Here is a 24,055-nt window from a genome sequence, read left to right on the forward strand (position 1 = left end):
CCGGTCATTCGCGTACGACCACGGCGAAGCGGCTGCCCTCGGGCAGGCCGACCGCGCGCTGTGCCTGGTCCGGGCGGAGCGCCAGGTAGAGCGCCGAGGAGCCGTCGACCGCCCCGGCCGCACCCACCACGTCGAGGACCAACGCCCGCGGGGCGAGCAGGGTGGCCGCGCCCGCCGCTCCGCCGGCCGGGACGACCAGCAGGTCCACCCGGGCGCCCGGGCGGAGCACCGCCAGCGCGGCCGGTTCGGCGAGCCGGACCGGCACCCCGACCGCCCCGGCGGGCAGCGGCAGGGCAGCCGCGCGACGATCACCGCCGGCCGGGGCGCCACCGCCTTGCGGGGTCCCGCCACCTGCCGGAACACCGCCGGTCGGGCTGGGCGCGACGGCCGGGACCGCGCCCGGCGGGCAGCCGCCCGGGGTCTGCAGGACGGCCGCGGCCAGCCCGAGCAGCACCGCGACCAGCGCCACCCGGAGCAGCGTCCGCCCCCGCGGCAGACCGCGCCAGCGCACCGGTCGCAGCGATGCCTCCCCACCCGCCACCAGCGCCCTCCCGCCATCCGATCCGTCCGGTACGCGGGCAGGCTAAGCGGCCGACGGCAGCCCCCGCCGTCCCCGCCGGCTCACCTGTGGAAAACCGGCCGGCCTGTGGACAAGCCGCCGGGGAACTCCTGGGAAACGGACCACCGGCCGGATAGGCCCCCGGGAAACGCGAAAAGTGGCCATCCGCGCGGGATGACCACTTTTCGGGGACGAAGAAGCGTCAGGACGAGCTGCTGGCCGCCGGAGCCTTGCTGGCCGACGAACCGGAGGACGAGCCGGACGACGAGCCGGACGACGAGCCGGACGACGCCGCGGACGAGCCCTTGCCCGACCCGGACGACGAGCTGTCGGACGAGCCGCTGGTCGACGACTCGGACTTGGCCGGCTTGCTCGCGGTGCTCGTGCTGCTCTCGGAACCGGACGAACGGGAGTCCGTGCGGTAGAAGCCGGAGCCCTTGAACACGATGCCGACCGAGTTGAAGACCTTGCGCAGCCGCCCCTCACACGCCGGGCACTCGGTCAGCGGCGCGTCGGAGAAGGACTGCACCGCCTCGAGCTGGTGGCCGCACGCGGTGCAGGCGTACTGGTACGTGGGCACGTTCTCCTCCGGATCTTGGCACGGCCGGGTTGGCACTCGACGGATTCGAGTGCCAATGGTGCGTCATGGAACCCGGGTTCGTCCAGCGGAAGCGCCTTGGGCCACATCCGGCACGGCCACCAGCCCCTCCGCGGGTGTGATCACGAAGCCCACCGGCCGGTCGTGTGCCTGCGCCGGAACGGCCTCCACCAGCTCCCCGTCGTGCAGCAGCGCCACCGTGGGGACCGTGGCGGGCACCCGGGCCAGCGCCCGGTCGTACGAGCCGCCGCCCCGGCCCAGCCGGAAGCCCCGGCGGTCCACCGCCAGCGCCGGCACCACCACGAGGTCGGCCCCGGCCACCGCCGCGCTCCCCAGCGGCGGGCCGGTCGGCTCGCGCAGGCCCCGGCCGGCGGCCCGCAGCGACTCCGGGTCGGTGTAGGCGGCCCAGTCCAGGTCGAGGTCGTCGAGGAGCACCGGCAGCAGCAGCTCGGCCTCCGGCGGCAGCGCCGCCCGCAGCACCCTGGGCAGGTCGCTGCCGCCCGGCTCGGAGCCGACCGGCACGTACGCGGTCATCCGGGCCGGCCGCAGCCGGCGTACCAGAGCGACCAGCCCGGCCTGGACGGACGCCGCCGCCTCCGCCCGGCGCGGTGGCGGCAGCGACCGGCGGTGGGCGAGCAGCGCGATCCGCAGGTCCCGCTTGGTCACATCCGCTCCATCAGAAAATTCCGGCACGCAACACTCCTGACGCAACGCTTGTCTCCCGGTCGCTCTGTGTCAGCATCGCAGGAGGGGCGCGGTACTTCCGGGGGGAAGCTTGACGCTACGCGGGCGGTTGACGGCGGCCTTCCTCACCGTGGTGCTCGGCCCCGTCCTGCTCGGCGCCTTCTTCGTCGGGTCCACCCTGAGCGCCGTCGACCGCGGCCGGGCCGCCGAGCGGCTGGGTGTGGCCGCCGCCGGGGTGCGCACCTCCGTCGACGCCCTCTGCCAACAGCTCCGCGCGGCGGCCGACGCGGTCGCGCTGGTGACCGATCCGGCCGCCCGCTCCCGCGCGGCCGACCAGGTGGTCGGCCGCGGACTGGCCGCCGCCGTGCTGATCGCCGACCCGACCGGCCGGACCAGCTACGCCACGGCCGGCGGCCCGGCCGGGCCCTGGCAGGACTGCGCCGGCGGCGCGACGGCCGGGCCGGTCCGCGCGCTCGCCGCCCGGGTCCGGCTCCGTGACCCGGCCGGCGCCGACCTGGGCACGGTCGCCGCCGCGCAGCCCGTCGACCCGGCGTTCGTGGCGCGGCTCGCCGCGGTGACCGGGGCCGGGGTCACCCTCCTCGACGACCCGGGCCGGATCACCCACACGACCGAGGACCGGGAGGTACGCGCAGCGGTGCTGGCCGCCGCCCGCCAGGCGGACGGGGATCGGGTGGCCGGGACCACCGACGGCCGGTACGTGCGCCGGGTCGGTCCCACCCCCGGCCAGCCGCTGCCGCTGGTGCTCTCGGTGCCGGGGGAGCGCCCGCCCGGGCTCTACGCCGCCCTGGTCGGCGCCGTGGTGCTGGCCGCCCTGCTGGCCGTGGTGGCGGCCTGGCGGCTGGCCCGGGTGACCACCCGGCCCCTGGTCGAGCTGGCGGGCGCCGTGGACCGGGTGGCGGGCGGCGACCTCAGCACCCGGGTGCCCATCCGCAGCCGCGACGAGATCGGGCGACTGGCGGGCGCGTTCAACCGGATGACCCGGGAGACCGGCAGCTACGTGGCCGCCCTGACCAGCAGCCGGGACCAGCTCCGCGGCCATCTGACCGTGCTCGGCGACACCCTGGCCAGCACCCACGACCTGCAACGCATCCTGCGGGTGATCCTGCACAGCGCGATCGCCGCCACCGGCGCCCGCGCCGGCGCCGTGCTGCTGCTCGACGGGGACGGCGCGCTGGTCGGCCAGTGCGTCGAGGGGCTGGACGGGCGCTGGCCGACCGAGGACCCGGCCGACCCGGCCACGCTGCGGGTGCCGGTCGGCGCCGGGGTGCTCGGCACGGTGGCCGCCACGGGGGAGCCGCTGCGCGGCCGGTGGGAGCCGGTGGACGGCGAGCCGACCGGGGAGCCGTCCTGCGAGACGTACGTGGCGGTGCCCTTCGCCGCGCCCCGCGGCGCGGAACCGCGTCCGGACCGGCCCGGGCATCCCCCGGCCGACGCCGACGCGGGCTCCGACGGCTCGGCGCGCCGTGACCCGGAGTCGTCGTCCGGGGCGCTCGGCGTCCTGGCCCTCTACGACCGGCTCGGCGCGGACGAGTTCGACGACGACGATCTGGTCACCCTGCGGACGTTCGCCGGGCACGCCGCGGTGGCGGTGGAGAACGTCCGGGTGCACGAGGAGGCGCAGCGGCTCTCGCTGACCGACCCGCTCACCGGGCTGTGGAACTACCGCTACCTGCGCGAGTCGATCCGGCGCGAGGTGGAGCGGGCCAACCGCTTCGGCCGGATGCTCAGCGTGCTCGCCCTCGACCTGGACCGGTTCAAGCACGTCAACGACACCTGGGGACACGCCGCCGGGGACGCGGTGCTGGTCGAGTTCGCCCGCCGGGTACGCGGCGAGATCCGCGAGGTCGACCTCGCGTTCCGGCAGGGCGGCGAGGAGTTCGTGGTGCTGCTGCCGGAGACCGACGCCCGGGGCGCGACGATCGTCGCCGAGCGGCTCGGCGCGGTGGTCCGGGACCAGCCGGTGCCGGTGGACGGGCACGCGGGGGAGCCCGTCCGGGTGCCGGTGACCGTGTCCATCGGCATCGCCGTCTACCCCGACCACGCGGCCGGCGGGCAGCAGGTTCTCGACGCCGCCGACGACGCGCTCTACGCGGCCAAGGCCGCCGGCCGCGACGGCTACCGGCTGGCGCGGGCCCCCGACCCGGTGCCCACCCAGGAGATCCCCGTGGTGGTCGCGGCGGCCAGCCCGCCCGACGGACTGCCCCGGGCCGGCGCCGGGGACGCCGCGGCGGCGGCACAGGGCGGCGCGTCTTCCGGTCCTCACCCGCCGCGGCAGAGCCGTGGCCGATAGTCTCGCGACATGTCGGAGCACTCAGCGAACCCCTCAGCGACCGCCGCGACCGGTCGCTCCCGCGCCGTCAAGGCCGTCATCCCGGCCGCCGGCCTGGCCACCCGGTTCCTGCCGGCCACGAAAGCCGTCCCCAAGGAGTTGCTGCCGGTCGTCGACCGGCCGGTGCTCCAGTACATCGTCGAGGAGGCCACCCAGGCCGGGCTCAACGACGTGCTGCTGATCACCGGGCGCGGCAAGACGGCCATGGTGGACCACTTCGACCGCCGGCCCGACCTGGAGGAGCGGCTGGAGAACAAGCCCGAGCTGCTGGCCGCCGTCAAGCGCACCGAGGACCTGGCCGAGATCTACACCTGCCGGCAGCCCGAGCAGCTCGGCCTCGGCCACGCCGTCGGCTACGCCGAGTCGCACGTCGGCGACGCGCCCTTCGCGGTGCTGCTCGGCGACGAGTTCGTCAAGATGGACGAGCCGCTGCTGCCGGCCATGCTGGACCTCCAGGCCCGCACCGGCGGCATCGTGCTGGCGTTCTTCGAGGTCGACCCGTCCGAGACCTCGCGCTACGGCATCGCCTCGGTCGAGCCGGCCGGGCCCGAGTTCGGCGACCTCGCCGAGGTCGTCAGGGTCACCGGCATGGTGGAGAAGCCGAAGCCGGAGGACGCGCCGAGCAACCTCGCCGTCCTCGGCCGCTACGTGCTCCCCGGGAAGATCTTCGACGCGATCCGGCGCACCGAGCCGGGCAGCGGCGGGGAGATCCAGCTGACCGACGCCATGGAGATCCTGCGCAACGAGGGGGTGCCGGTGCACGCCATCGTCTACCGGGGCACCCGCTACGACACCGGCCAGCCGCTCGGCTACCTCCAGACCGTGGTGCAGATCGCCGTCGAGCGCGAGGACCTGGGCGCCGAGTTCCGCAAGTGGCTGACCGAGTTCGTCAACAACGGCGACGAGACGGTCACCGCGGCGGTCCTGAACGGCATGCGCGACCAGTCCGGCGGTGCCGGTACATGACCGCGACGGCCGACGCCGAGGCGGCCGCGAACGAGTTGACGCCGCTCGCCGACTACCTGGGCAGCGTGCTGCGCAGGTTACGCGCGCTGCCTCCGCTCGACCTCGACCTCACCCAGGCGTACGGCAACGTCCTCGCCGAGGACGTGGTCGCGCCGCACTCGTTCCCCGCCTTCGACCAGGCGGCGGTGGACGGGTACGCCGCGCGCTGGGAGGACATCTCCGGAGGGAGCCGGGGGCCGGGCTACGTCCCGGCCCCCTCCGGTATCCCCGGTGGCCGCAGCATCCGGCTGAACGTGGTCGGCGACCTGGGCGCGGCGAGCTGGCGCCCGGTCCGGCTCACCCCCGGCTCCTGCTTCTCGGTGGCGGCGGGCGCCCCGCTGCCCGTGGGCGCCGACGTGGTGGTCCCCGTCGAGTGGACCGACCAGGGCATGGCCGCGGTGGAGATCTTCCGCGCCCCCAAGCGGGGTTACGGCGTCCGCCGCGCCGGTGAGGAGCTGCCCGCCGGCACCCTGCTCGCCCGCGCCGGCACGTACGTCTCGCCCGCCCTGGTCGCGGTCTTCGCCGCCACCGGCATCGGGCACGTGGTGGTCCGGCCCAGCCCGCGGGTGGTCATCGTGGCCACCGGCGACGAGCTGGTCGACGTGGGCCGGGGCAGCCAGCCGGGCCAGGTGGTGGACACCAACTCGCACGCGCTGACCGCCGCCGCGGCCGAGGCGGGCGCGCTGGCGTACCGGGTCGGGATCTGCGACGACGACCCCGAGGCGCTGCGCGGCCTGCTGGAGGACCAGACCCTGCGCGCCGACCTGATCATCACGACCGGTGGCACCGGCACCGGCCCCGGCGACATGGTCCGCCGGATCCTGTCCCGCCGGGAGGGCGGCCGGGCCGGGCCGGTCACCTTCACAGAGGTGGCCCTCTATCCCGGAACGGCCCTCGGATTCGGTACGGTCGGCGCCGAGGAGGTGCCGGTGGTGTGTCTTCCCGGTGAGCCCGGCGCGGCACTGATCGGCTTCGAGGTGCTGGCCCGCCCGGCCATCCAGTTGCTGGCCGGCGCCGAGCCGGTGTTCCGGCCCAGCGTCCGGGCGCACCTGCTGGAGACGGTCTCGTCCCCGGTGGGGCTGCGTGAGTTCCGTCCCGCGCACGTCGCCGAGCGGCGCGGCGGCGGCTACACCGTGCAGCCGCTCGCCGGTGGGCCGTTCACCCTCTCCGGCCTGGCCGAGGCGAACGGCCTGCTCGTCCTCGGCGAGCGGGTCACCACCGCGGCCGCGGGCTCGACTGTGGACGTCCTCCTGCTGGACCGGCGTCGGTGACCGCGGGGACTGAGCCGGCGAGCCCCGCGGTCCCGAACGGAAGGCCGGCTCGGTGAGCTGGCTCGGGCGGCAGCCGGGATGGCCGGCGGTGTTGATGGACGGTCCCGTGGTGCTGCGGCCGTACCGGCGGTCCGACGCGACGAGCTGGTCGGAGATCCGGCGGGCCAACCGGGCCTGGCTGTCCCCCTGGGAGTCCCACCTGCCGGGCAGCTGGGACGAGATGAACTCGCCGGCCGCGTTCCGCTACGTCCACGCCGACCAGCGCCGGTCCGCGCGGACCGGCGACGGCATGCCGTTCGCGGTCTGCCTGCGCGAGGACGGCGAGGAACGGCTCGTCGGCCACCTCAACGTGGGCAGCATCGTGCGGCGCGCGTTCTGCTCCGGCTACGTGGGCTACTGGGTGGACTCCCGCGTGGCCGGTCGCGGGGTCATGCCCACCGCCGTGGCCCTGGCCGTCGACCACGCGTTCGGCCCTGGCGGGCTGCACCGCATCGAGGTGAACATCCGGCCGGAGAACCAGCCGTCCCGCCGGGTGGTGGAGAAGCTCGGCTTCCGCGAGGAGGCCTTCCACGTGCGCTACATGCACATCGACGGCGCGTGGCGGGACCACATCGGATATGCGATGACCAGTGAGGAAGTGGTCGCCGAGGGCGGGCTGCTGGCCCGCTGGCACCGCGTACGTGACAACCGCGGTTGAAGGCTCCCCGCCGCCACGCCCGGCGCGGCGCACCGTGAAGTCGGTCGGCGGCCCGTAACCTCAAGTAACTGCAAGCTGTGGCAAGCGCTGCCTGCCCGCACGATCTGCGCCATAAACGACGGGCGACGGAAGAAGTTGCGGTCGTGTGGCGCTCGCCCCGAACTTGGTGACGGGAGGGGTGAGGGTGCCGACCTCGGTGCTCCTCGCCGTCCTCGCCGCCGCCGGTCTGCTCGCCCTCGCGCCGGCGCTGGTCCGCCGGTACGACGCCACCGAGCGGCTGGTGGCGGAGCGGGCGCAGTCGACGGCCCGGGTGCTCCAGCGCCGCCGTCGGCGTCGCACCGTGCCCGGACGGCGGCCGGTGCACCCGCCGCGCTCCCTCGTCATCACTCTCAGTGAAGATTCCGACACGGGCGGTCTCGCCCGTCCGGTGTCGGCGCCGCCCGCGCGGCGGCGGTCGGGCCGGCTCCGCTCGGTGCCGCCCACCCCCGCGAAGTCCCGCCGACGGCACCCGGCAAAGCGCCGGCACACCTCGGCCGTCTACCGCCGGCGCCGGGTGCTCGCCGCACTGCTGCTGCTCAACTTCGTCGAGCTGATCGGCGTGGTGCTGGTGAGCCCCGGATTCTGGATCAGCGTCTCGGTCACCGGCGCCCTCCTCGTGGCGTACGTCGTACACCTGCGGCAGCGGGCTCTCACCGAGCGCCGGCGGCGGCGCGCGGAGGCCCGGGAGGCGGCGTGGCTGGCCGCCCGCCAGGCCGAGGTGCGCCGCGAGCAGGCGAGGCGCGCCGCGGCCCGGCGCGAGGCGCAGCGCCGGCTGGCCGCCCAGCGGGAGGCGGTCCGGCGTACCGCCATGGGGCTGGACCGGCCCGCGGACCTGCCGCCCGCGGCGAGCGGCGGCTCGGTCTCCTACCGCCGGGCGGGCGGCCTGCGGGGACGGCCGTACCAGAGCGGGCGGGGCGCCTGAAACTTTTCCTGCCGCTGATGTCGAATCCGGCGGGGGTCGTCCGACGGGTTGGTGAAGGCCGGTGCGGAGCCGGCCGCGGACAGGGAGCTTGTGATGGCCAAGATCGTGTCGAACTTCTTCATCTCGCTGGACGGTGTCGTGGAGCGGCCCGACCAGTGGCACTTCCCGTACTTCGACGACGAGATGGGCGCCACGGTGGGGCGCGGGGTGGAGGCGACCACGGCGTTCCTCATGGGGCGCACGCAGTACCAGGAGTGGTCCGAGTTCTGGCCCAACCAGTCCGGGGACGAGATGGAGTTCGCGTCGTTCATCAACTCGGTGCCGAAGTACGTGCTGTCCAACACGCTCACCGAGACGACCTGGCAGAACTCGCACCTGATCTCCGGCGACCCGGACCGGGTCGCGGCGCGGCTGCGGGAGATCAAGGAGCAGGCCGACGGGGACATCTCCATGTCGGGCGGCGCCACCACGGTCCGGTGGCTGCTCGCCAACGGCCTGCTCGACGAGCTGCGGCTGCTGGTCCACCCGATCGCCGTGGGGCGCGGCCAGCGGCTCTTCGAGGACACGCCGACGTACCCGCTGCGGCTGCTGAACAGCGAGACCTTCAAGAGCGGAGTGCTGAACCTGACGTACGCGCCGGTGTGAGCTCGGCTCGGGGATCTTGGAGAGTTTCGGCCCCTATGGGGGCCGTTTCCCTCCAAGATCTCCTGGTCCGGTGGGGCGGTTCGCGTCGGGACCGCCGGACCTGTTAGCCTTGGCGCCGGCCCGCCCGGTGAATGCCGGGTGGGACCTACGCTGGTACGCCAGCGGAGGGGCTGTGGCGCAGACCGGTAGCGCACCTCGTTCGCATCGAGGGGGTCAGGGGTTCAAATCCCCTCAGCTCCACCAGTAACACCGTTGATCTGGGAGTACGCGCCGACCAAGATCGGCGGGTACACATCCGGTACAAATCAGCGCTGCTCCGGGGTCGTCGGGGAGTGGTGGCGCTTGGTGCTCGCGTCTCGGAGCGCGCTGCTGCTGATGATGATGTTGCGGCGGCGATCTTTCTTCGGCCACCAATGAACGTAGGTCTGGCCTTCGGCCGCCAGCGCGTCGTTGATAGCCCGCCGACGGCGCGACATACGACGATGCCCCGAGCCGCCATGATTGCTGGCAGATCCGGGGCTACCCGGTTGATCGATACAAGGACCGTGCCTCCGCGAGGTCCTCGGGCACTCCGGGATGGCGGGAAGACGCAGCGGAGGGGAAATCCGTCGCGAAAGCTACAGGGGCTCGAATCCTCTACCCGCCACCGGGAGCACCAGCGGCCCCTGACCAGCAGAAATGCTGATCAGGGACCGCTGTCGTTGATCCTGCGGTTCGGCTGAAGCCAGCCCGTCGCGACTCGTCGTGAGCAGATCGTGGACAGCTCGATCACGGCGCTGAGTGCGCTGGCGGTCCTGGCGCGTCGTCGTTCGCCGCGATCGCCGACTGACTGTGCGCGATCTGGACGAGCAGCCCCGCGCGGCCGGGTCGGCTTCCGGCTGTCCACGTGAAGTGGTGGCGGGGGCGCTCCCGTATCTAGATGCGGGCTTGGCGGCGGCCTGCGATTGTGCCGGCCGCAAGCGTGGTCACCATGACTGCCGCGAGAACAAGGATCGCGGTGATGGAGATATCTAGTGGCCACCCCGCTTGTTTGGAACCGAGCAGATAGGTGGCTTGTGCCAAGGCCGGCGCCAGGAGAAGCACCGAGGCGACGATGGGCATCCGTGCATCGACCGGCGCGGTGATGACGGCCAGTGCGGCGAACGCGCACAGGGACATCAGTGGTGCGTCCAACCAGCCGTTGATCGGGCTCGGCGCCAAAGCGACGACTGCCAGTGCCCCGAGGACGGGCCAGGCCCACGGTCGGGCCACGGGCGTTCGGGGTGCGCCGAGCAGTCGCAGCAACGCCAGCGAAGCCAGCGGCGCTGGCCAAAACTCGGGAAGCATCGCGTCCTGGAGGTCATAAACCGACGAGAACCAGAACGATAGGTCCCACCCATTCGCCGACAAATGTTGCGCGGCCACGGTCAAGATCGCCGCAGCGAATGCCAGCCGGTAGCTACCCCACGCCGCAGCGAAGAGCGCGATGGTCAGCAGCGCCGGAATGACGATGAACCACCATCCGCCGGGGTTGTATGGGCCCTCCGACAGCATCGTCACCAAGACCCCGATCGGGCCTCCGGCCCGCTGCGTCAGGCCGTACACGAGCAGGGACAGCGCGGACAGCCGCAGCAAGGAGTAGCCCAGCGCCGAGCGCGAGCCGAGACGGTCGACACCGGTGCGGGCGCGCAGCCCTCCGACCACGAGCGCCACCGCTTCTCGAAGGCTCGGCCGCCGCGGGTTGTCAGCCGTGACAAGCAGGGTTTCGAGCATCTCGTCGGCCCGATACTGCCGGTAGGCGCGGGGGTAGGCCCGCAACAGCCACCGGTAGCGGCGCTCCAGCTCGGTCATGCCGGCACCACCCAACCCGCCGCAGGCGTCGAGCGGACGGAACGATCACGAACGACGCTCGCCGCCGCAGCCATCCGCTGCGCTTCCGCACTCAGCGCGGACATACCTCGCTGAGTCAGCTCGTAGGTACGGCGGGCACGGCCGTTGACCACCGCCTCCTGGGCCACCCGCACCATCTCTTCACGAGTGAGCCGGTCCAGCGCGGCGTAGAGGGTGCCCGTCGTGAGGCGTACCCGCCCGTCGGACAACTCCTGCGCCCGCTTGACGATCGCGTAGCCGTGCAAGGGTTCGTCCTGCAACGCGGCCAAGATGAAGTAGGTGGGTTCGCGCATCGACGCGAAGGATCCGGTCATGCCGTCGACATAAGCAGATGATCGACGCATGGGTCAAGACTTGATGTGCCGACGGCGGCGACGCGGAGGGGGCTGGCGGCCCGCGACCGCGCCGAGGAGCTTGGCCGCCGTTAAAGATCATCTAGTGCAGATCGGGTACAACTGAGGGCACCCAATGCCGGCAGACGTTGGCAAGCGTCGGCAGGCTCACCGTCGGCCAGGACGTCGCCGATCTTGCGGGTGAAGCAGGCGCGCCAGCTGGATGAGAGCGCTCGCAACAACAATGCAGCCCCGACGCCGGGCAACCGTCACATCGAGTCAACGCGTAGATGAGGGGCAGGCTCGACGGAGGAGGACGGTTGGCCGACCGAACCGAATACGACCAATTTGTGGTCGACCGATCGCCCCGACTGCTGCGCGTCGCCTACCTGCTGACCGGCGACTGGGCAGCGGCCGAGGACCTGCTGCAGACCGCCCTGGTCAAGGTCTGGTTCGCGTGGCCCCGGGTGCACGGCGACCCCGACGCTTATGTCCGGCGGACCATCGTCAACACCTTCATCTCCTGGCGCCGTCGTCGCTGGACCGGCGAGATTCCGCAGGCGCTGCCCGAGCGCGTCGAGGCGGCCGACCGGATGACGGAGTACGTCGAGCGGGATGCGTTGTGGCGGCTGCTCGCCGAGCTCCCGCGACGGCAGCGGGCGGTCCTCGTCCTGCGCTACTTCGAGGACCTCACCGAGGCGCAGATCGCCGAGACGCTCGGCATCAGCGTCGGCACTGTCAAGAGCCAGGCCAGCAAGGGCTTGGCGAAGCTGCGCACGCACCCCGCGTTGGTCGACAGCCGAGACCAGAAGGAGCTCATTCATTGACCGTCGAAGAGGAGCGCCTACGCCGTCTCCTGACGACGCAGAGCGCTGAAATTCCGACCAGCGTGGACCGCGTGGGCATGCTGCACCGTCGCATCGCCCGGCAGCGGCGGGTCCGCGCCGTGGGCGTCGCCGCCGCCGTACTGGTGGCGACCACTGCGACATCGGTCGGCCTGGTCACACGTCAGCCCGTCGGCTCCACACCGTCGCCTCTGGCGAGCATGTCCTCGGCAACCCCGCCGCCAACCGGCACGGCGAGCCCGGCTCCTCCACCCGCCGGCGAACTGCTGCCCGAGTATCTCCGCGGGCATCGCCGAATCCTGGCGCGTGAGATGACCCTGCCGCGGCAGCCGAGCATCACCCTCACCTTCACCCCCGATGCCGCGGATTTCCAGCTGGGCATCAAGTGCGATGACCGCCTGGCGGCAGGCTCGGCCAACGGCCGACCCGACCACCTGATCCAGGTCACGGTCAGCAAGACCGTGATCGGCACCGCTGACTGCGGATCTTCACTGCTGCCCGGCCCGGTCCTGGTCGACGCCGGGATGAACGGGCACTATCGGCGGTGGAGTGACCTCGGAGTGCGTGCGGGGAAGCCGGTGACGGTCACTGTGAAGATCGGTAAGCCGCTCGCCGCCCACAACGCGGATGCGCGACCGGGTGACCCCACACACCTCACCGGAACGATGGCGGTCGGCGTCTACACACCGGTGCCGTTCGAGCAGTTCCCGATGCCGCCCCGGCCCGCGGAGCTGGTCGAACTGGACACCGTCGGGAAGCTGGCAACGGGCAATCCTGGGCAGCCCTTCCCGGACCAACTCGGTCAGCTCGACGCCCGCACCGCAGCATCCCCGAACGGATCCCACCGGCTCGACCTGGCCATGCCGTTGCAGCTGGACATCTACATCTGCGCCGTGGCGCCCGGCCGGATCCGCGTGTTGGTCGACGGAAAGGAGGTCGAGCGGCGAGCGTTCTACGACTGGACCGGCGAATGCTGGACGGGTGGCGCGCTGGCGTCCGAATACGACCTGCCGCCCAAGTTCAAGGTGCCCGTCCGGACCGGCCAACGGGTGACGGTCACGGTCATCGCCGACAGCTTCACCGTGCCCGGTTGGCGGGTCGGTCTCGCTCCTGGCGCCGCCAGCTGACCCGAAATGGTCCGGCCGCGGTGAACGGTCCGCCGGGCTGGTCGGTGACCGCCAGCCCGGCCCGTTGCCGTGCGGTGGGCGCGAGCTGGCTCAGGGCGTGGCGGGGACGGTGGTGACGGATCCGCCGGCGTCGCCGCGCACCTCGGTGGCGTTGGCGGGTAGAAGTGCGGCGTTCCGGCCGGCGTCCTGCCAGCTGCCATCGCCGACCCGGTAGCTCAGCGCTGCCCCCTCGGCGGCCACCAGGATGCCCTGGTTGTCAGGCAGTCGCAGTCGTACGGGCAACGGTGCTCGCCAGTCCGCAACGGTGCTGGCGACCGCCTTGAAGGGGAGGTACCTGGGGGCGAGCAGTGCGATGACGCGGGCCGGGTCGTCGTCGTACTGGATGGTTTCCACGAGGAGCAGCCGGCCGTCCGGGGTTGCCCCGTAGACCCACAGGAGGGGAGACCCGTCGCTCGTGTGCACGCCTGCCGAGTCGATGTATTCCGCGAGAGCCTCAGCCGGCGCGCTCACCTTCTTGGCACTGGGGTCGCCCACCCACACCTTCTCCGCGCCGGGCAACGTGTGGCGGACCTGTTGTGGTCTCGGCCGGTCCTTGCCGTCGGGAAAAAGAATCGGCCCGTCATTGGTGATGTGAACCATGTTCTCCCGGCTGACCGGGGTCCTGGAAATCGCGACGGTGATCTTCGTGAGCTGTGGCGGCACCGTCAGCACGGCTGCACCGTCTCGAAACGTCACCCGCTGGAAGCTGCGGCTGACTTTGCCGTCGGGCAGGTACCTGAGCTCCGGCGAGAACTCGACCGGCCGCCCGAAGTCGAGTACGAGCAGCAGGTCGCGTCGTGGTCCGAGCAGCGCGGCCTGCGAGATGCCATCCGTGCCGGCATCGGTGACCTGCTCCCGGGTCGTGACACGCGGCCCGTCAGCGGTGGGTTCGACGAACGCCGCCGTCGCGATCACCCGGTCGCCTTCCGAGCTGGCGACCGGGTTGTGGAGGGTGCGGTGGGCGATGTAGGCGGCCGGACCAGCGGGCGTACTTCCCGCCCAGACGATGTGCGGCTCGCCGCGCATCTGCTCTCCGTCCTGCTTCAGGCGGCGCTGCCACGCGTCGCGGACCTGCCGCAGGTACCCTTCGTCGCCGGCCAGATCACCGCGAGTGGGCTCGTCGAGCAGCGGCGAGGCGACCTGCCCCTCGCCTCCGTCGCCCGCCAGTTGAAGCCCGCCCACGGGCACCGCCACCACGGCCGCGCAGACGGCCGCCAACACGGCCCGGCGCCGCACCACCCGTCGGCGCCCACCCCGGCGCACCTCGTCAAGCAGACCCGGCGGACCGACCAGATGATCCGTCGCGCGATGCAAGACGTCGCGCACGTCACTGTCGTTCAAAGTCATCGCGAGCTCCCAGAATCAGTGATGGGCATGACGAGGCTCGGTTCGGCCAGTGCCTCCCGCAGGCGAGCCAATCCGCGCGCGGCGTGACTTTTCACGGCGCCCTCGGAACAGCCCATCGCCGCCGCAACGTCGGCGATCGGCAGATCCTCCAGATAACGGAAGACGACCGCGGCCCGCTGCCGGGGCGGCAAGGCCCGTACCGCCCCGACGACCAGCTCGCGGAGAGCCACGGCGTCGGCATGGTCCCGGGCCACCCCGTCGTGGTCGCCCAGGGCCTGCTCGGGCCGCCGGGAACGCCAGCGCCAGCGGTTTATCGACCGATTCACCAACGCGCGGCGCGCGTACGCCTCCGGGCTGCCGCGCACCCGACGCCAACGCACGTACACCTGCTCCAGCACCTCCTGAAGCAGGTCCTCCGCCGCATGCCGATTCCCGGTCAGCAGAAAGGCAACCCGTAGCAGCGCCATCGACCGTGTGCGAACGAAGTCGTCGAACTCCGCTCCACGCGAATCCCTCATCTGACCTCCCGGCCTTCGTCAATCAGCAAGACACCGGATCGGCCGGCGAGGTTTACCGGTCCGGCAACTTGCTCGACGAGGCCGGCGAGCGGCCACAGCAGAACTCCGTCCGTCGGGGAGCACCTTTCGCGCTTCTGGCGGGATCGGCGGCGCCCCGTCGAACTCGGCACTATGGTCGGTGAATGATCAATGGCGCTCACGTGATCATCTACAGCCGGGACCCGGAAGGGGACCGCGCCTTCTTCCGGGACACGCTCGGCTACCACCACGTCGACGCCGGCCATGGCTGGCTCATCTTCAAGCTCCCGCCGGCCGAGCTCGCCATGCACCCGACCGACGGCGAGCCGGCCCACGAGCTCTTCCTCATGTGCGACGACGTCGCGGCGACGATGGCCGACCTGGCCGCGAAGGGCGTCGAGTTCACGATCCCGGTCACCGAGGAGCGGTGGGGGCTGCGCACCGCGCTGCGGCTGCCCGGTGGCGGCGAGCTGGGTCTCTACGAACCGCGTCACCCGGTCGCGATCTGACGGGCCGGCCCGCGCCTCGCGCGGACCACGGCCCGCTCCTCAGGCCCGGCGTACGTCGGTCACCATGACCGGGTACGGCCCGCCCGGCATCTCGGTCGTGGCGTGGTCGGCGGGGATCACGTTGTCCATCCGCATGCGCAGGTGCTCGCCGTCGGCGGCGTCGAACACGATCCGCCACGCCCAACCGCCGCCGTACTCGCCCGCCAGCTCGAACGTCGCGCCCGTGCCCGGGCCGCCGGTCAACGACATGGGCGTCGGTTGCTGGTGCCACGAGTCGCCCCAGACGGCCACCAGCGAGCCCTCCCGGTCGCCGGCCCCGACGACGATCAGGCCGTCCTGCGGCCCGTCGTCCGGGTGCGTCCAGGAGTAGGCGATCGAGGTCAGGTGACCACCGGCCGCCGTCGTCACGGTGACCGTGGCCGGCGACTCGGCGAGCGGGTCAGGGGGCATCAGCCGGAACCCGTTGGTGCCGGCCCAGGACCCGGCGAAGTCGGCGAGGATCATCCGCCCACCATAGGGGCGAGGCGACACCCCCGACCGCCGGCGCACTGCGCCGCGCGGTTACGCGGATCGCCGTCAGCCGCCCTGCCACCGTGGTACGACTGCGTGAAACCGGCGCAAAGCGGACAGGGGCGCGGGCGGTAGATGTCGATCGGTGGCTGGCGCGGACTGTTGCGGGGCCGGGAGGGGGAACTGCTCCTCGACCTGGTCTTCGTCTTCGTGCTGACCCGATTCTCCCAGCGCCTGATCGAGGACTTCACCACCGACCGTCAGGTCGTCCTGCCCGAGGTCGGTCAGACGGTGCTCCTGCTGCTGGCACTGTGGATGGTCTGGGTCCACGCGGCATGGGTGACCAGCCGGGTCGAACCCCAACAACCGGTGACCCAGTTGCTGATCGTCTGGACCATGTTCGGCAGCATGATCATCGCGGTGACCCTGCCGCACGCGTTCGGTGCGCGAGGGCTGCTCTTCGCGATCACGTACGTCGCCATCCAGGCCGGCAAGCCCGTCATCCTGCTGATCGCGCGCCGGGACGTCGAGCGGCACAGCCCGGCGCGGCACCTGTGGTGGGCCACGATGTCCGCGGTGCCGTGGATCGCCGGAGCGGCGCTGTTCCCGCAGAGCCCGGCGCGCGGGGCGCTCTGGACGGTGGCCGTCGCCATCGACTACGCGGGACTCGTGTTCGGCTGGCCCGTGCCGAAGCTCGGCCGGACCGGAGCCGAGGACTGGCGCCTCGCGGGCGAGCACCTCGCGGAGCGCTACCAGCAGCTCATCGTCATCACGATCGGCGAGACCATCCTGCTCACGGGTGCGACGTTCGCCGAGGCGTTCACGCCGGACCGGGTGGCGCCGAGCGTGCTGTCCTTCGCCACGGCGGTGCTGACGTGGCGGATCTACTTCCATCGGGCGGGGGCGGTGTTCTCCGCCGCCGTCGAGGTCGCCGCTCGCCCCGACAAGCTCGGCAAGTCCGGGTACTACACGCAACTCGTCATCGTGACGGGCATCCTGGCCGCCGGCGTCGGCTACGCGCTGGTCATCCGGGAACCGCGTGGACACCAGGATCCGCTCTGGCTCGCGGTCCTCCTCGGCGGGCCGGGGCTCTTCCTCGCCGGGCGGTCCCGCATGGAGTACGAGGTGTTCGCCCGGCTGTCCCCGTCCCGGGTGGTCGGGCTGCTCGCGCTCGCCGCCGTGACGCCGGCGCTGCTGCACCGCCCGCCGCTGCTCGCCGCCGCTGCCGCCACCGTCGTCCTCGCCGGGGTGGCGGTGTGGGACGCGGTGCGCGAGCGCAGAAACCCCGAAGAGGCGCCCTCACCGCCGCCCTAGCGGAACCGGAGCGGGGCCGCACGAGCGCCGGCCCGAGCTACGGCCGCCGGGCGCACTGCCGCGCCCGGCGGTCCCGGCCTCAGTCGCAGGCGATCCCGTCGCCGTCGCGGTCCAGGTCGTAGATGTCGCTGCCCACCACCCGGACCGGACCGACGACGTACGCGGGACCGTTGCCGCTGCCGCCCGCGCAGTCGACGTCGCTGGCGATCGGCACGCAGGCGCCGCTGTAGTTCGAGTCGCACTGTCGCGTCTGCTTGGTTCCCACGGCGACCACCTGCGTGACCGGCGCCTTCGTGACCACCGACCGCACCAGCTTCTTCCCGGTCTCCACCCCGTCGGTGACGGTCACCTGGTACGTGAGGGTCCGGACGCCGGCCACGCCGCGGGTCCGGATCTTCTTCGTGCCCTTGGCCAGCGAGGAGTCCTTGACCGTCCTGGTCGAGTAGGCGATCTTCTCGGTCGCCGTGACGGTCCGGGTCTCCACCTGCGGCGACGGTGATTCGCTCGGCGCCGCCTCGGTCGGGCTCGCCGCCGCGGACGGGGTGGCGACATCGACCACGGCCGGAGCGGGAGCGGCGGCCTCGCCGCCGCTCGGCGCGGAGGTGGCCGGGGCGGCGTCCTTCTTGCCGGTGTTCGCCGGAGTGTCGGCAACCGCGCCGATGGCGACGCCGCCGCAGCAGCAGAGCACCAGGACGCCCGCCGTCACGATGGCGACCTGCGCCCCGCGGGAGAGCCGGCGCCACCACGACCGCTGCGCCGACATGGCGGGGTTCTGCGCCACCGGGTACGGCGGGACCGTGCCGAATTCGGCGGTCGGCTGCGGGGGCGGCGGAGGCGGGGGCGCCTGCCCGCGCCACGGGTCCTGCGGGGGTGGGTACGTCACGCCTCTCAGTGTGCTTTCAGCCGCAACAATTGCTAGCGGCTAATCGGCCACCCTCCGTGCCGACACCTCGACCGCCTGTCATATCGGAAGGTCGCGAATGGTTGCCCGGAGCGACGAGTGGTGATCATCCACCTGGCCGGCGGGCAACGCTGGTCAGCCCGGTTCCGGTCCCACCGGCGACCGATGGCGGGACGCCGGCCTCAAGCGGTGAAGTCGTCCCGCGCATCCCGGGCGTCCTGCTGGACGTGCTCACCGGGCCGCCTGCCCCGGATCTCGTCCTCGCGCCGCACCTCGTCCGCCTCGGACCGTTCGTCCCGGGTCAGGTCGCCCAACCGCGCCCGGGCCGGGCCGGCCAGATCCTCAAGGTCGTCCTTCGCCCGTTCGACGCTCATGCCGCCTCCCCTGTCGCCGTGGGCGCCGTCAGCACCCCTCCGCCAGCGGCGTCCCCGGCTGACGGGGACTGAAACCCGGGGTGGTCAGTCGGTGGTCGCGGCCAGGTCCGCCGCGTGCCGCAGCGTGTCGGCCAGCCGCTCCCGGCCGTCCTCGCTCAGCGGCACGGTTCCCGCCCGCTCCAGCAGCTCCCGGGCGGCCGCCGGCTCGTCCAGGACCAGAGCCAGTTCGGCCCGGTAGACCAGTGCCTCGACGTGGACGACCGGGTCGTCGGCGGCGTCCGGCCGGGACAGCGCCGCGTCGAGGATCCGGGCGGCCTGCCGGTGGTCGCCGCGCGAGTCCGCCTGCACCACCGCGTTCTCCAGCGTCCGGGCCAGCCGCCCGGTCGGTTCGTCGGCGACCGAGGGGGTGCCGCGGGCCACGAACCGGATCCAGTTGCCGCCGGGGTCGACGATGCTGAAGCCGGTGTGCCCGTCCTGGTTCTTCCGCACCCGCGGCCGGGTCATCCGCGGCACCCCGGAGACGAGCACCTTGCCGTAGGCCGCGCGCATGCCGGCGGCGAAGTCGCGGTGGATCGCCACGATGTCGTCCACCAGGACCAGGCAGGAGCCGTACGAGTCCGCGGGGTCGAACTCGGGCATCCCGAAGAAGTGCAGGTGGAGATCCTCGCGGTGCAGGGCGAGGTACGGGTTGGGTCGCGCCTGCCGGTAGCCGACCTGGAAGCCGAGGGCGCGGTAGAAGGGCGCCACGTCGTCCAGGGAACGGCACGGCAACAGCGGGATGGTCGTCTCGTGGGCCATCCGTTCTTCCTAGCGGGGCGACGGCGGCGTTCGCACATGGAAATGTCCGAACGGATGAGGGGCCGGCCCCTACCGGGACCGACCCCTCGCTGACGCCGTGGAAGTCGTTACGGCTTCCAGGAGCCCGCGGTACGCAGGTGGTGCTGGTACTCCACCGTGCCGCTGTTGTTCTTGACGTCGAAGATGAGCTGCCCGGTGCGCTTGCTGCCGCTGGGCAGGTTGTTGCCCGAGCCCATCAGCTTGCCGCAGCCGGAGAAGGCGCCGCCGACGCCGCTCTCCTCGGTGCCGTCGGTGCCGACCCACTTGAAGAAGAACGGGTTGATCGAGCCGGTGCCCTTGGTGACCTCGGCGGTCACATCGGCGATCAGGTACATGCCGTTCTTCGGCCCCGGCATGAACTCCTGGCAGGCCTTGTCCTTGGTGCGGAAGTTGCCGACCGTGATCTCGACGGTGCCGTCGTCGTCGTTGACGATCAGCTTGTCGCCCGACGGCATGTTGAAGGTCTCGCTGTCGGTCCGGCCCGGCTCCGGCGTCGCCGAGGTGCCGTCGGTCGGGGTGTCGTCGACCGGGTTGCTGTAGGTGACCCCGGGGGTGGGCAGGCTGTCGATCGCGTCCTTGGTCTTCTGCGCGCCGCTGTAGATGGCGAAGATGCCGCCGCCGCAGCAGAGCAGCAGCATGACGGCCACGACGATGCCGACGGTGATCCAGACGTTCTTGTTGGATTTCTTGGCCGGCGGGCCGAACTGCCCGGGCGCGGGCGGGTACGGCCCGGTCGGCGGGTAGACCTCACCCGGCGGCGGGTACTGCCCGGGCGGCGGGGGGAACGCGGCCCCCGCGGCCGGGTACGGCGGCTGCGGCGCACCGGGCGGCGGGTACGGCGCGCCCGACGTCGGCGGGTACGGCGCGTACGGCGCACCCGAGGTCGGCGGCGGCGCGTACGGGGACTCCGGGGCGGGCGGGTACCCGCCACCCGGCGGCGGGTACGGCGCGCCGGAGGTCGGCGGCTGCGGCGGGTACGGGGCACCCGAGGTCGGCGGCTGCGGCGCGCCCGAGACCGGCGGCTGCGGCGCCTGCGGGCTGCCGGGCACCGGCGGCATGGGCGCGGTGGGGAACGCCTGGGTCGGCGGTTCCTGAGGCTGCTGGTTCGGGTCCTGCGGTCCGAACGGAGGCTGAGGGTGGCTCACCGTACTCCTTGGGCACCTTCGGGATCGTCAGTCGGGACGACGGTACAAGCCGACCGCAACGCGACCGTCAGGCCCTCACCCGGCTACCAGAACGGCGGCGGTGCGCACCAGATCGGTGTCCACCGCGAACCGACCGGCTATCGATGACGGCGGATCGGTCAGCGGGGCGGCGGCGAGCCGGGCCGGCGCGATGCGGGCGGTGAACGTGCCCGCCTCGGGGTCGAGCGTGACCCGGGCGTCGGAGAAGTCCAGCCAGGTCCCGACGAGCGGGTGCCAGACCTTGTAGACGGTCTCCTTGACGCTGAACAGCACGACCGACCAGGCCACCCCGCCGGGCAGCCGGGCCAGCTGCGCCTCCTCCTCGGGCAGGCAGACCTTCCGGCGTACCCCGGTGGGAAGTTCCCGGTGGCCCTCGGCGTCGATGCCCACCGCGCGAATCTCTGCGACGCGGGCGGCGGCGGCCGCGCAGTAGCCCCGGGTGTGGGTGATGGCGCCGACCACGCCGGCCGGCCAGACCGGGGCGCGGTCGGTTCCCGCGGGCACCGGTGTGGCCGGCAGCCCGAGCCCGGCCAGCGCCCGGCGGGCGCACACCCGGCCGGCGGTGAAGTCCCGGCGGCGGCCGGTCACGGCACGCTCGCCCAGGCAGGCCCGCTCGGCCGGGAGCAGCACGCCGGTCCAGTCCGCGGCGGCGGCCACCGCCACGGCGACCTCGGGCGGCAGCAGGTCCCGCATGACGCCGAAACGTACCGCAACCGTGTAACGCCGGTGCGTTCCCGAACGCTGTTGGGTCATTGCGGGAGGCACCGTCCACACACACATGTCCATCGACGAGAGGAACGGCCGATGACGCCTGGTGCGAAGGCGTCGGAATCACGACCGGGCGAGCACGCCCCCGTGACCCCCGACTGGACCTGCGGTTCCTGCGGCGAGGACTGGCCCTGTGTCACCAAACGCCGGCAACTGCTGGACGAGTACCAGGTGGACCGCGCCTCGTTGAGCGTCTATCTCGGCTCCTGCCTGGCGGCCGCCACGCAGGACCTTCGCGCCGCTCCGGACACCTCGCTCCAGGACCGGTTCATCGGCTGGGTGCCGCGCGGCCCACGCCACCCGTGACCCCCGCTTCCGGTGGCCGCCCCGCACCCGACGCGGCGGCCACCGGTCGCGGGCTCACCGGCGGCGGGGCCGCCGGGTGAGCGCGAAGCCCACCACGCCCGCCACGGCGGCGAGCACCCCGCCCGCACCGGTCCAGACCCAGCGCGAGCCGGGCTCCGGGAGCCAGCCGCTGAAGGCGGATTCGTCGCCGGCGACGGGCTCGGGGGCCGGCTCCGCGGTGAGCACCGTGCCGGCCCTGGTGTTCGCCACCAGTGGGGCCGCCAGCTCCCCGTCGTCGCCGGACCCGCCGCCCGCGGTGTCGGCGCCGACCAGCAGGTCCACCTCGACCGGCAGGCCGAGGTCGGCCTCCGGCAGGTCGGTGACCGAGAGCCGCAGGTAGTAGGTGCCGGGCAGCGGGTCGCCGGACCACGGCTCCGCCCAGGGCCGGACCCGGCGCAGCGTGCACCCGAGGGTCACGCCGGTCGCGGTCGCCGCCGCGGTCGGGGTCTGCGCGCCGGCCGTGCACGCCTGCCGGCGGCGCAGCCCGTCGAAGACATCGACGGTCCAGGTGGACGGGCCGGTGCGCGCCTTGCCGAACGAGACCGTGGCGGTGACCTCGTGGACCTCGCCGGCCTCGGCGGGGAACGACCAGTAGAGGTGGTCGCCGGTCGAGGCGCCCACCCGGACGGGCTGACCGGGGTTGATGGTCGTGGCGGTCAGGAACGAGGTGCCGGCCTTGGTGACGGTGGCCGCGCCGGGCGAGGGAGTCGGCGCCGCGGCGGCGGCCGTGGGGGTGAGGGCCAGCCCCCCGGCGGCGGTCAGCGCCGCCGCGGAGCGGATCAGGGTACGCATCCTCAGTTCTCCCTCCACGTGGCCACCCACCAGCGGGTGAGCAGCCCGGCGACCAGCCCGGTGATCAACCCGGCCAGGGTGAGCAGGAGCAGCAGCGCCCAGCCGCGGCCGAGGTCCGGCCCGTCCGGGGCGGGGGACGCGGCGACCACGTCCACGGTCAACTCCACCGGCATGCCCGGGCTGATCTGGGTGCCGGGGCGCGGCGCGAACGAGTTGCTGACCACCAGGCACACGGTCCGCGCCGGCTGCACCCCGCTCGGAGCGGGTTCGGGGCCCTCCTCCTCGGCGGCCGACCAGCGCAGCCCGGCCGAGACCACGTCGGTACGCCCGCTGCCGGCGTCGACACCCCGGACCAGTTCCCGCCCGTCGGGAGCGGTGGCGCGCAGCAGCACGCCGTAGTCCGGATTCACCGGCCGGTCCAGCGCGACGCTCACCGAGGCGCGCAGCTCCTGCCCGGGCCGCACCGGCACCCGGTACCAGCGGTGCTCGGCGAACGCCTCCCGGTCGGTGTAGACGCCGGGAGCGAGCAGCGGCGCGCCGTCGCACGCCGCCGACCCGCCGACCACGGTCGGGGTGGCGGTGTACGTGTCCCGGGCCCGGTCCACCAGCTGCTTGATCCGCCCGGTCAGCTCGTCGGCGCTCTGCGCCGCGGTGTACGTGCCGCCGGTCGCCCCGGCGATGCACAGCAGCTGCCGGCGAACCTTCTCGTCGGGGGCCAGGCCGAGCGTGTCGACGACCAACCGGGTGCCCTGCGCGGCCAGCTCGCGGGCCACCTGGCAGGGGTCGGGCGGTGCGCAGGTGTCCTCGCCGTCGGTGATCAGCACGATCCGGCGGGCCGTGCTGCCGGTGCCCAGGTCCTGTGCCGCGGAGCGGAGCGCGAGCCCCACCGGGGTGAAGCCGGTCGGGCGCAGCGTGGCGACGGCCGCCTTGGCCTGCGTACGGTCCACGGGGCCGACCGGCACGATCTGCTGGGTGTCCTGGCAGCCCTGCTTCTTGTCCTTGCCCCGGTAGGTGGCGCCGAGCACCCGGATGCCGAGCTGCGTCCCGTCCGGCAGCGCGTCGACCACCTCGTTGAACGCCTGCTGGGCGACGGAGATCCGGCTGCGCCCGTCGATGTCCCGGGCCCGCATCGAGCCGCTGACGTCCAGGACCAGTTCGACCTTGGGCGGCTCGGCGGGGGGTTCGGCGGTCTCGTCGTCGGCGGCGGCGGGCGGCGGACCGATCAGCGCGGTCGTCGCCAGCAGTCCGATCAGGACGGCCGCCGATCGTCTCTTGTTGATCACTGGGCGAAGTGTAGCGAGATCCACTGTGGAAGATCATCGGGGTCCGGGCGTCGAGGTGGATCGATGCGTTGAGCCCGATGATCAGGAGTTGTGTGCCGCCCCGCCCGCGGGCCGGCAAATGGTAAGGAATTCGTGACGTTTCCGCAGCGTGACGCACCGTGAGGTGCCCGATGTAAACCTTTTGTGGGGTGGCGCATTCGTCGGAAATCTGACCAGGGTCGACCCGTTGTGCCACTGCCGCACTGTGGTTAAGCTCTGTCTTGCGCGCCCCAATCGCCCGCTTCCCCCGTGGCAGGCGATCGGGGCGCGCTTTTTCGTGCCCGATGGCGCCGCCGACGGACGGGCCCCTGATCGCAACCGGTTTTCCGGCCCG

Annotated in this window: 26 protein-coding genes and 1 tRNA gene; 12 read left to right on the forward strand and 15 right to left on the reverse strand. The window is 72.9% G+C overall.

What is annotated here, in order from left to right; translation table 11 throughout:
- Nucleotides 1-4: 4 nt before the first annotated feature.
- The 3 genes from ABZ452_RS09480 to ABZ452_RS09490 form a co-directional block, all read right to left on the reverse strand.
- Entirely contained in the window at nucleotides 5-541 is a 537-nt protein-coding gene (locus ABZ452_RS09480) for a flagellar biosynthesis protein FlgA (RefSeq protein ID WP_357940697.1), read from the reverse strand.
- Between the two features lie 220 nt (nucleotides 542-761).
- Nucleotides 762-1,139: an FmdB family zinc ribbon protein gene (locus ABZ452_RS09485; RefSeq protein ID WP_357941065.1), complete on the reverse strand. Its 378-nt coding sequence runs from the start codon at nucleotides 1,137-1,139 to the stop codon at nucleotides 762-764.
- A 63-nt stretch (nucleotides 1,140-1,202) separates the two neighbouring features.
- On the reverse strand, nucleotides 1,203-1,850 hold the full coding sequence (locus ABZ452_RS09490) for a 5-formyltetrahydrofolate cyclo-ligase (RefSeq protein ID WP_357940699.1): 648 nt from the start codon (nucleotides 1,848-1,850) through the stop codon (nucleotides 1,203-1,205).
- 82 nt (nucleotides 1,851-1,932) lie between these two features.
- On the opposite strand from ABZ452_RS09490, the gene ABZ452_RS09495 reads away from it, so the two are divergent.
- The 7 genes from ABZ452_RS09495 to ABZ452_RS09525 all read left to right on the forward strand — a co-directional run bounded on the left by ABZ452_RS09495 (nucleotide 1,933) and on the right by ABZ452_RS09525 (nucleotide 9,013).
- A complete protein-coding gene (locus tag ABZ452_RS09495; protein WP_357940701.1) occupies nucleotides 1,933-4,152 on the forward strand; it encodes a diguanylate cyclase in 2,220 nt (739 codons plus the stop codon).
- A 9-nt stretch (nucleotides 4,153-4,161) separates the two neighbouring features.
- Nucleotides 4,162-5,157, forward strand: coding sequence for a UTP--glucose-1-phosphate uridylyltransferase (locus ABZ452_RS09500; protein WP_357940703.1), 996 nt, complete (start codon nucleotides 4,162-4,164; stop codon nucleotides 5,155-5,157).
- Complete coding sequence (gene glp / locus ABZ452_RS09505) at nucleotides 5,154-6,467, forward strand: gephyrin-like molybdotransferase Glp (RefSeq protein WP_151464315.1); 1,314 nt, start codon at nucleotides 5,154-5,156, stop codon at nucleotides 6,465-6,467. Before ABZ452_RS09500 ends, glp begins: the two co-directional genes overlap by 4 nt.
- A 52-nt stretch (nucleotides 6,468-6,519) precedes the next feature.
- The gene (locus tag ABZ452_RS09510; RefSeq protein WP_357940705.1) at nucleotides 6,520-7,164 is read left to right on the forward strand and encodes a GNAT family protein; all 645 of its coding nucleotides are present in this window, start codon (nucleotides 6,520-6,522) and stop codon (nucleotides 7,162-7,164) included.
- A 178-nt stretch (nucleotides 7,165-7,342) separates the two neighbouring features.
- Nucleotides 7,343-8,125, forward strand: coding sequence for a hypothetical protein (locus ABZ452_RS09515; RefSeq protein WP_357940707.1), 783 nt, complete (start codon nucleotides 7,343-7,345; stop codon nucleotides 8,123-8,125).
- Between the two features lie 93 nt (nucleotides 8,126-8,218).
- Complete coding sequence (locus ABZ452_RS09520; protein ID WP_357940709.1) at nucleotides 8,219-8,770, forward strand: dihydrofolate reductase family protein; 552 nt, start codon at nucleotides 8,219-8,221, stop codon at nucleotides 8,768-8,770.
- Nucleotides 8,771-8,936: 166 nt separating this feature from the next.
- A tRNA-Ala gene (locus ABZ452_RS09525) sits at nucleotides 8,937-9,013 on the forward strand.
- A 672-nt stretch (nucleotides 9,014-9,685) separates the two neighbouring features.
- Here the strand turns inward: ABZ452_RS09525 and ABZ452_RS09530 are convergent.
- Both ABZ452_RS09530 and ABZ452_RS09535 read right to left on the reverse strand, forming a co-directional pair.
- Nucleotides 9,686-10,600 carry a hypothetical protein gene (locus tag ABZ452_RS09530; RefSeq protein ID WP_357940711.1) on the reverse strand — a complete coding sequence of 305 codons (915 nt, stop codon included), beginning with the start codon at nucleotides 10,598-10,600 and terminating at the stop codon, nucleotides 9,686-9,688.
- Nucleotides 10,597-10,953, reverse strand: coding sequence for a PadR family transcriptional regulator (locus ABZ452_RS09535; protein ID WP_357940714.1), 357 nt, complete (start codon nucleotides 10,951-10,953; stop codon nucleotides 10,597-10,599). The genes ABZ452_RS09530 and ABZ452_RS09535 overlap by 4 nt, the downstream gene beginning before the upstream one ends.
- Nucleotides 10,954-11,291: 338 nt before the next feature.
- Here ABZ452_RS09535 and ABZ452_RS09540 point away from each other — a divergent pair, with 338 nt between their 5' ends.
- On the forward strand, nucleotides 11,292-11,798 hold the full coding sequence (locus tag ABZ452_RS09540) for a SigE family RNA polymerase sigma factor (RefSeq protein WP_357940716.1): 507 nt from the start codon (nucleotides 11,292-11,294) through the stop codon (nucleotides 11,796-11,798).
- The gene (locus ABZ452_RS09545; RefSeq protein ID WP_357940718.1) at nucleotides 11,795-12,943 is read left to right on the forward strand and encodes a hypothetical protein; all 1,149 of its coding nucleotides are present in this window, start codon (nucleotides 11,795-11,797) and stop codon (nucleotides 12,941-12,943) included. Before ABZ452_RS09540 ends, ABZ452_RS09545 begins: the two co-directional genes overlap by 4 nt.
- A 90-nt stretch (nucleotides 12,944-13,033) precedes the next feature.
- Here ABZ452_RS09545 and ABZ452_RS09550 read toward each other — a convergent pair whose 3' ends face one another.
- Nucleotides 13,034-14,329: a hypothetical protein gene (locus tag ABZ452_RS09550; protein WP_357940720.1), complete on the reverse strand. Its 1,296-nt coding sequence runs from the start codon at nucleotides 14,327-14,329 to the stop codon at nucleotides 13,034-13,036.
- On the reverse strand, nucleotides 14,326-14,847 hold the full coding sequence (locus tag ABZ452_RS09555; protein WP_357940722.1) for a SigE family RNA polymerase sigma factor: 522 nt from the start codon (nucleotides 14,845-14,847) through the stop codon (nucleotides 14,326-14,328). Before ABZ452_RS09555 ends, ABZ452_RS09550 begins: the two co-directional genes overlap by 4 nt.
- A gap of 182 nt (nucleotides 14,848-15,029) precedes the next feature.
- On the opposite strand from ABZ452_RS09555, the gene ABZ452_RS09560 reads away from it, so the two are divergent.
- Nucleotides 15,030-15,374: a VOC family protein gene (locus ABZ452_RS09560; RefSeq protein WP_357940724.1), complete on the forward strand. Its 345-nt coding sequence runs from the start codon at nucleotides 15,030-15,032 to the stop codon at nucleotides 15,372-15,374.
- A gap of 39 nt (nucleotides 15,375-15,413) precedes the next feature.
- Here ABZ452_RS09560 and ABZ452_RS09565 read toward each other — a convergent pair whose 3' ends face one another.
- Entirely contained in the window at nucleotides 15,414-15,878 is a 465-nt protein-coding gene (locus tag ABZ452_RS09565; RefSeq protein WP_357940726.1) for a DUF1579 family protein, read from the reverse strand.
- Nucleotides 15,879-16,019: 141 nt separating this feature from the next.
- Between ABZ452_RS09565 and ABZ452_RS09570 the strand changes: the two genes are divergently transcribed.
- Entirely contained in the window at nucleotides 16,020-17,198 is a 1,179-nt protein-coding gene (locus tag ABZ452_RS09570; protein WP_357940728.1) for a low temperature requirement protein A, read from the forward strand.
- Between the two features lie 79 nt (nucleotides 17,199-17,277).
- On the opposite strand, the gene ABZ452_RS09575 is transcribed toward ABZ452_RS09570, so the two are convergent.
- The 5 genes from ABZ452_RS09575 to ABZ452_RS09595 all read right to left on the reverse strand — a co-directional run bounded on the left by ABZ452_RS09575 (nucleotide 17,278) and on the right by ABZ452_RS09595 (nucleotide 21,187).
- Nucleotides 17,278-18,081, reverse strand: a complete 804-nt coding sequence (locus ABZ452_RS09575) for a G5 domain-containing protein (RefSeq protein ID WP_357940730.1) — start codon at nucleotides 18,079-18,081, stop codon at nucleotides 17,278-17,280.
- Nucleotides 18,082-18,281: 200 nt separating this feature from the next.
- On the reverse strand, nucleotides 18,282-18,473 hold the full coding sequence (locus ABZ452_RS09580; RefSeq protein WP_357940732.1) for a general stress protein CsbD: 192 nt from the start codon (nucleotides 18,471-18,473) through the stop codon (nucleotides 18,282-18,284).
- Between the two features lie 84 nt (nucleotides 18,474-18,557).
- A complete protein-coding gene (locus ABZ452_RS09585) occupies nucleotides 18,558-19,271 on the reverse strand; it encodes a VOC family protein (RefSeq protein ID WP_357940734.1) in 714 nt (237 codons plus the stop codon).
- A gap of 107 nt (nucleotides 19,272-19,378) precedes the next feature.
- Nucleotides 19,379-20,455: a hypothetical protein gene (locus ABZ452_RS09590; protein ID WP_357940736.1), complete on the reverse strand. Its 1,077-nt coding sequence runs from the start codon at nucleotides 20,453-20,455 to the stop codon at nucleotides 19,379-19,381.
- A gap of 75 nt (nucleotides 20,456-20,530) precedes the next feature.
- Entirely contained in the window at nucleotides 20,531-21,187 is a 657-nt protein-coding gene (locus ABZ452_RS09595; protein ID WP_357940738.1) for a 4'-phosphopantetheinyl transferase superfamily protein, read from the reverse strand.
- A 162-nt stretch (nucleotides 21,188-21,349) separates the two neighbouring features.
- Between ABZ452_RS09595 and ABZ452_RS09600 the strand changes: the two genes are divergently transcribed.
- A complete protein-coding gene (locus tag ABZ452_RS09600; RefSeq protein ID WP_357940740.1) occupies nucleotides 21,350-21,568 on the forward strand; it encodes a hypothetical protein in 219 nt (72 codons plus the stop codon).
- A 54-nt stretch (nucleotides 21,569-21,622) separates the two neighbouring features.
- Here the strand turns inward: ABZ452_RS09600 and ABZ452_RS09605 are convergent, their stop codons facing one another.
- Together ABZ452_RS09605 and ABZ452_RS09610 are read right to left on the reverse strand one after the other, a co-directional pair.
- Nucleotides 21,623-22,399, reverse strand: a complete 777-nt coding sequence (locus ABZ452_RS09605) for a peptidase (RefSeq protein WP_357940742.1) — start codon at nucleotides 22,397-22,399, stop codon at nucleotides 21,623-21,625.
- A 2-nt stretch (nucleotides 22,400-22,401) separates the two neighbouring features.
- Nucleotides 22,402-23,682, reverse strand: coding sequence for a VWA domain-containing protein (locus ABZ452_RS09610; RefSeq protein WP_357940744.1), 1,281 nt, complete (start codon nucleotides 23,680-23,682; stop codon nucleotides 22,402-22,404).
- Between the last annotated feature and the right edge of the window lie 373 nt (nucleotides 23,683-24,055).

The sequence above is a fragment of the Micromonospora sp. NPDC005707 genome, from assembly GCF_040631005.1.
Lineage (GTDB): Bacteria > Actinomycetota > Actinomycetes > Mycobacteriales > Micromonosporaceae > Micromonospora.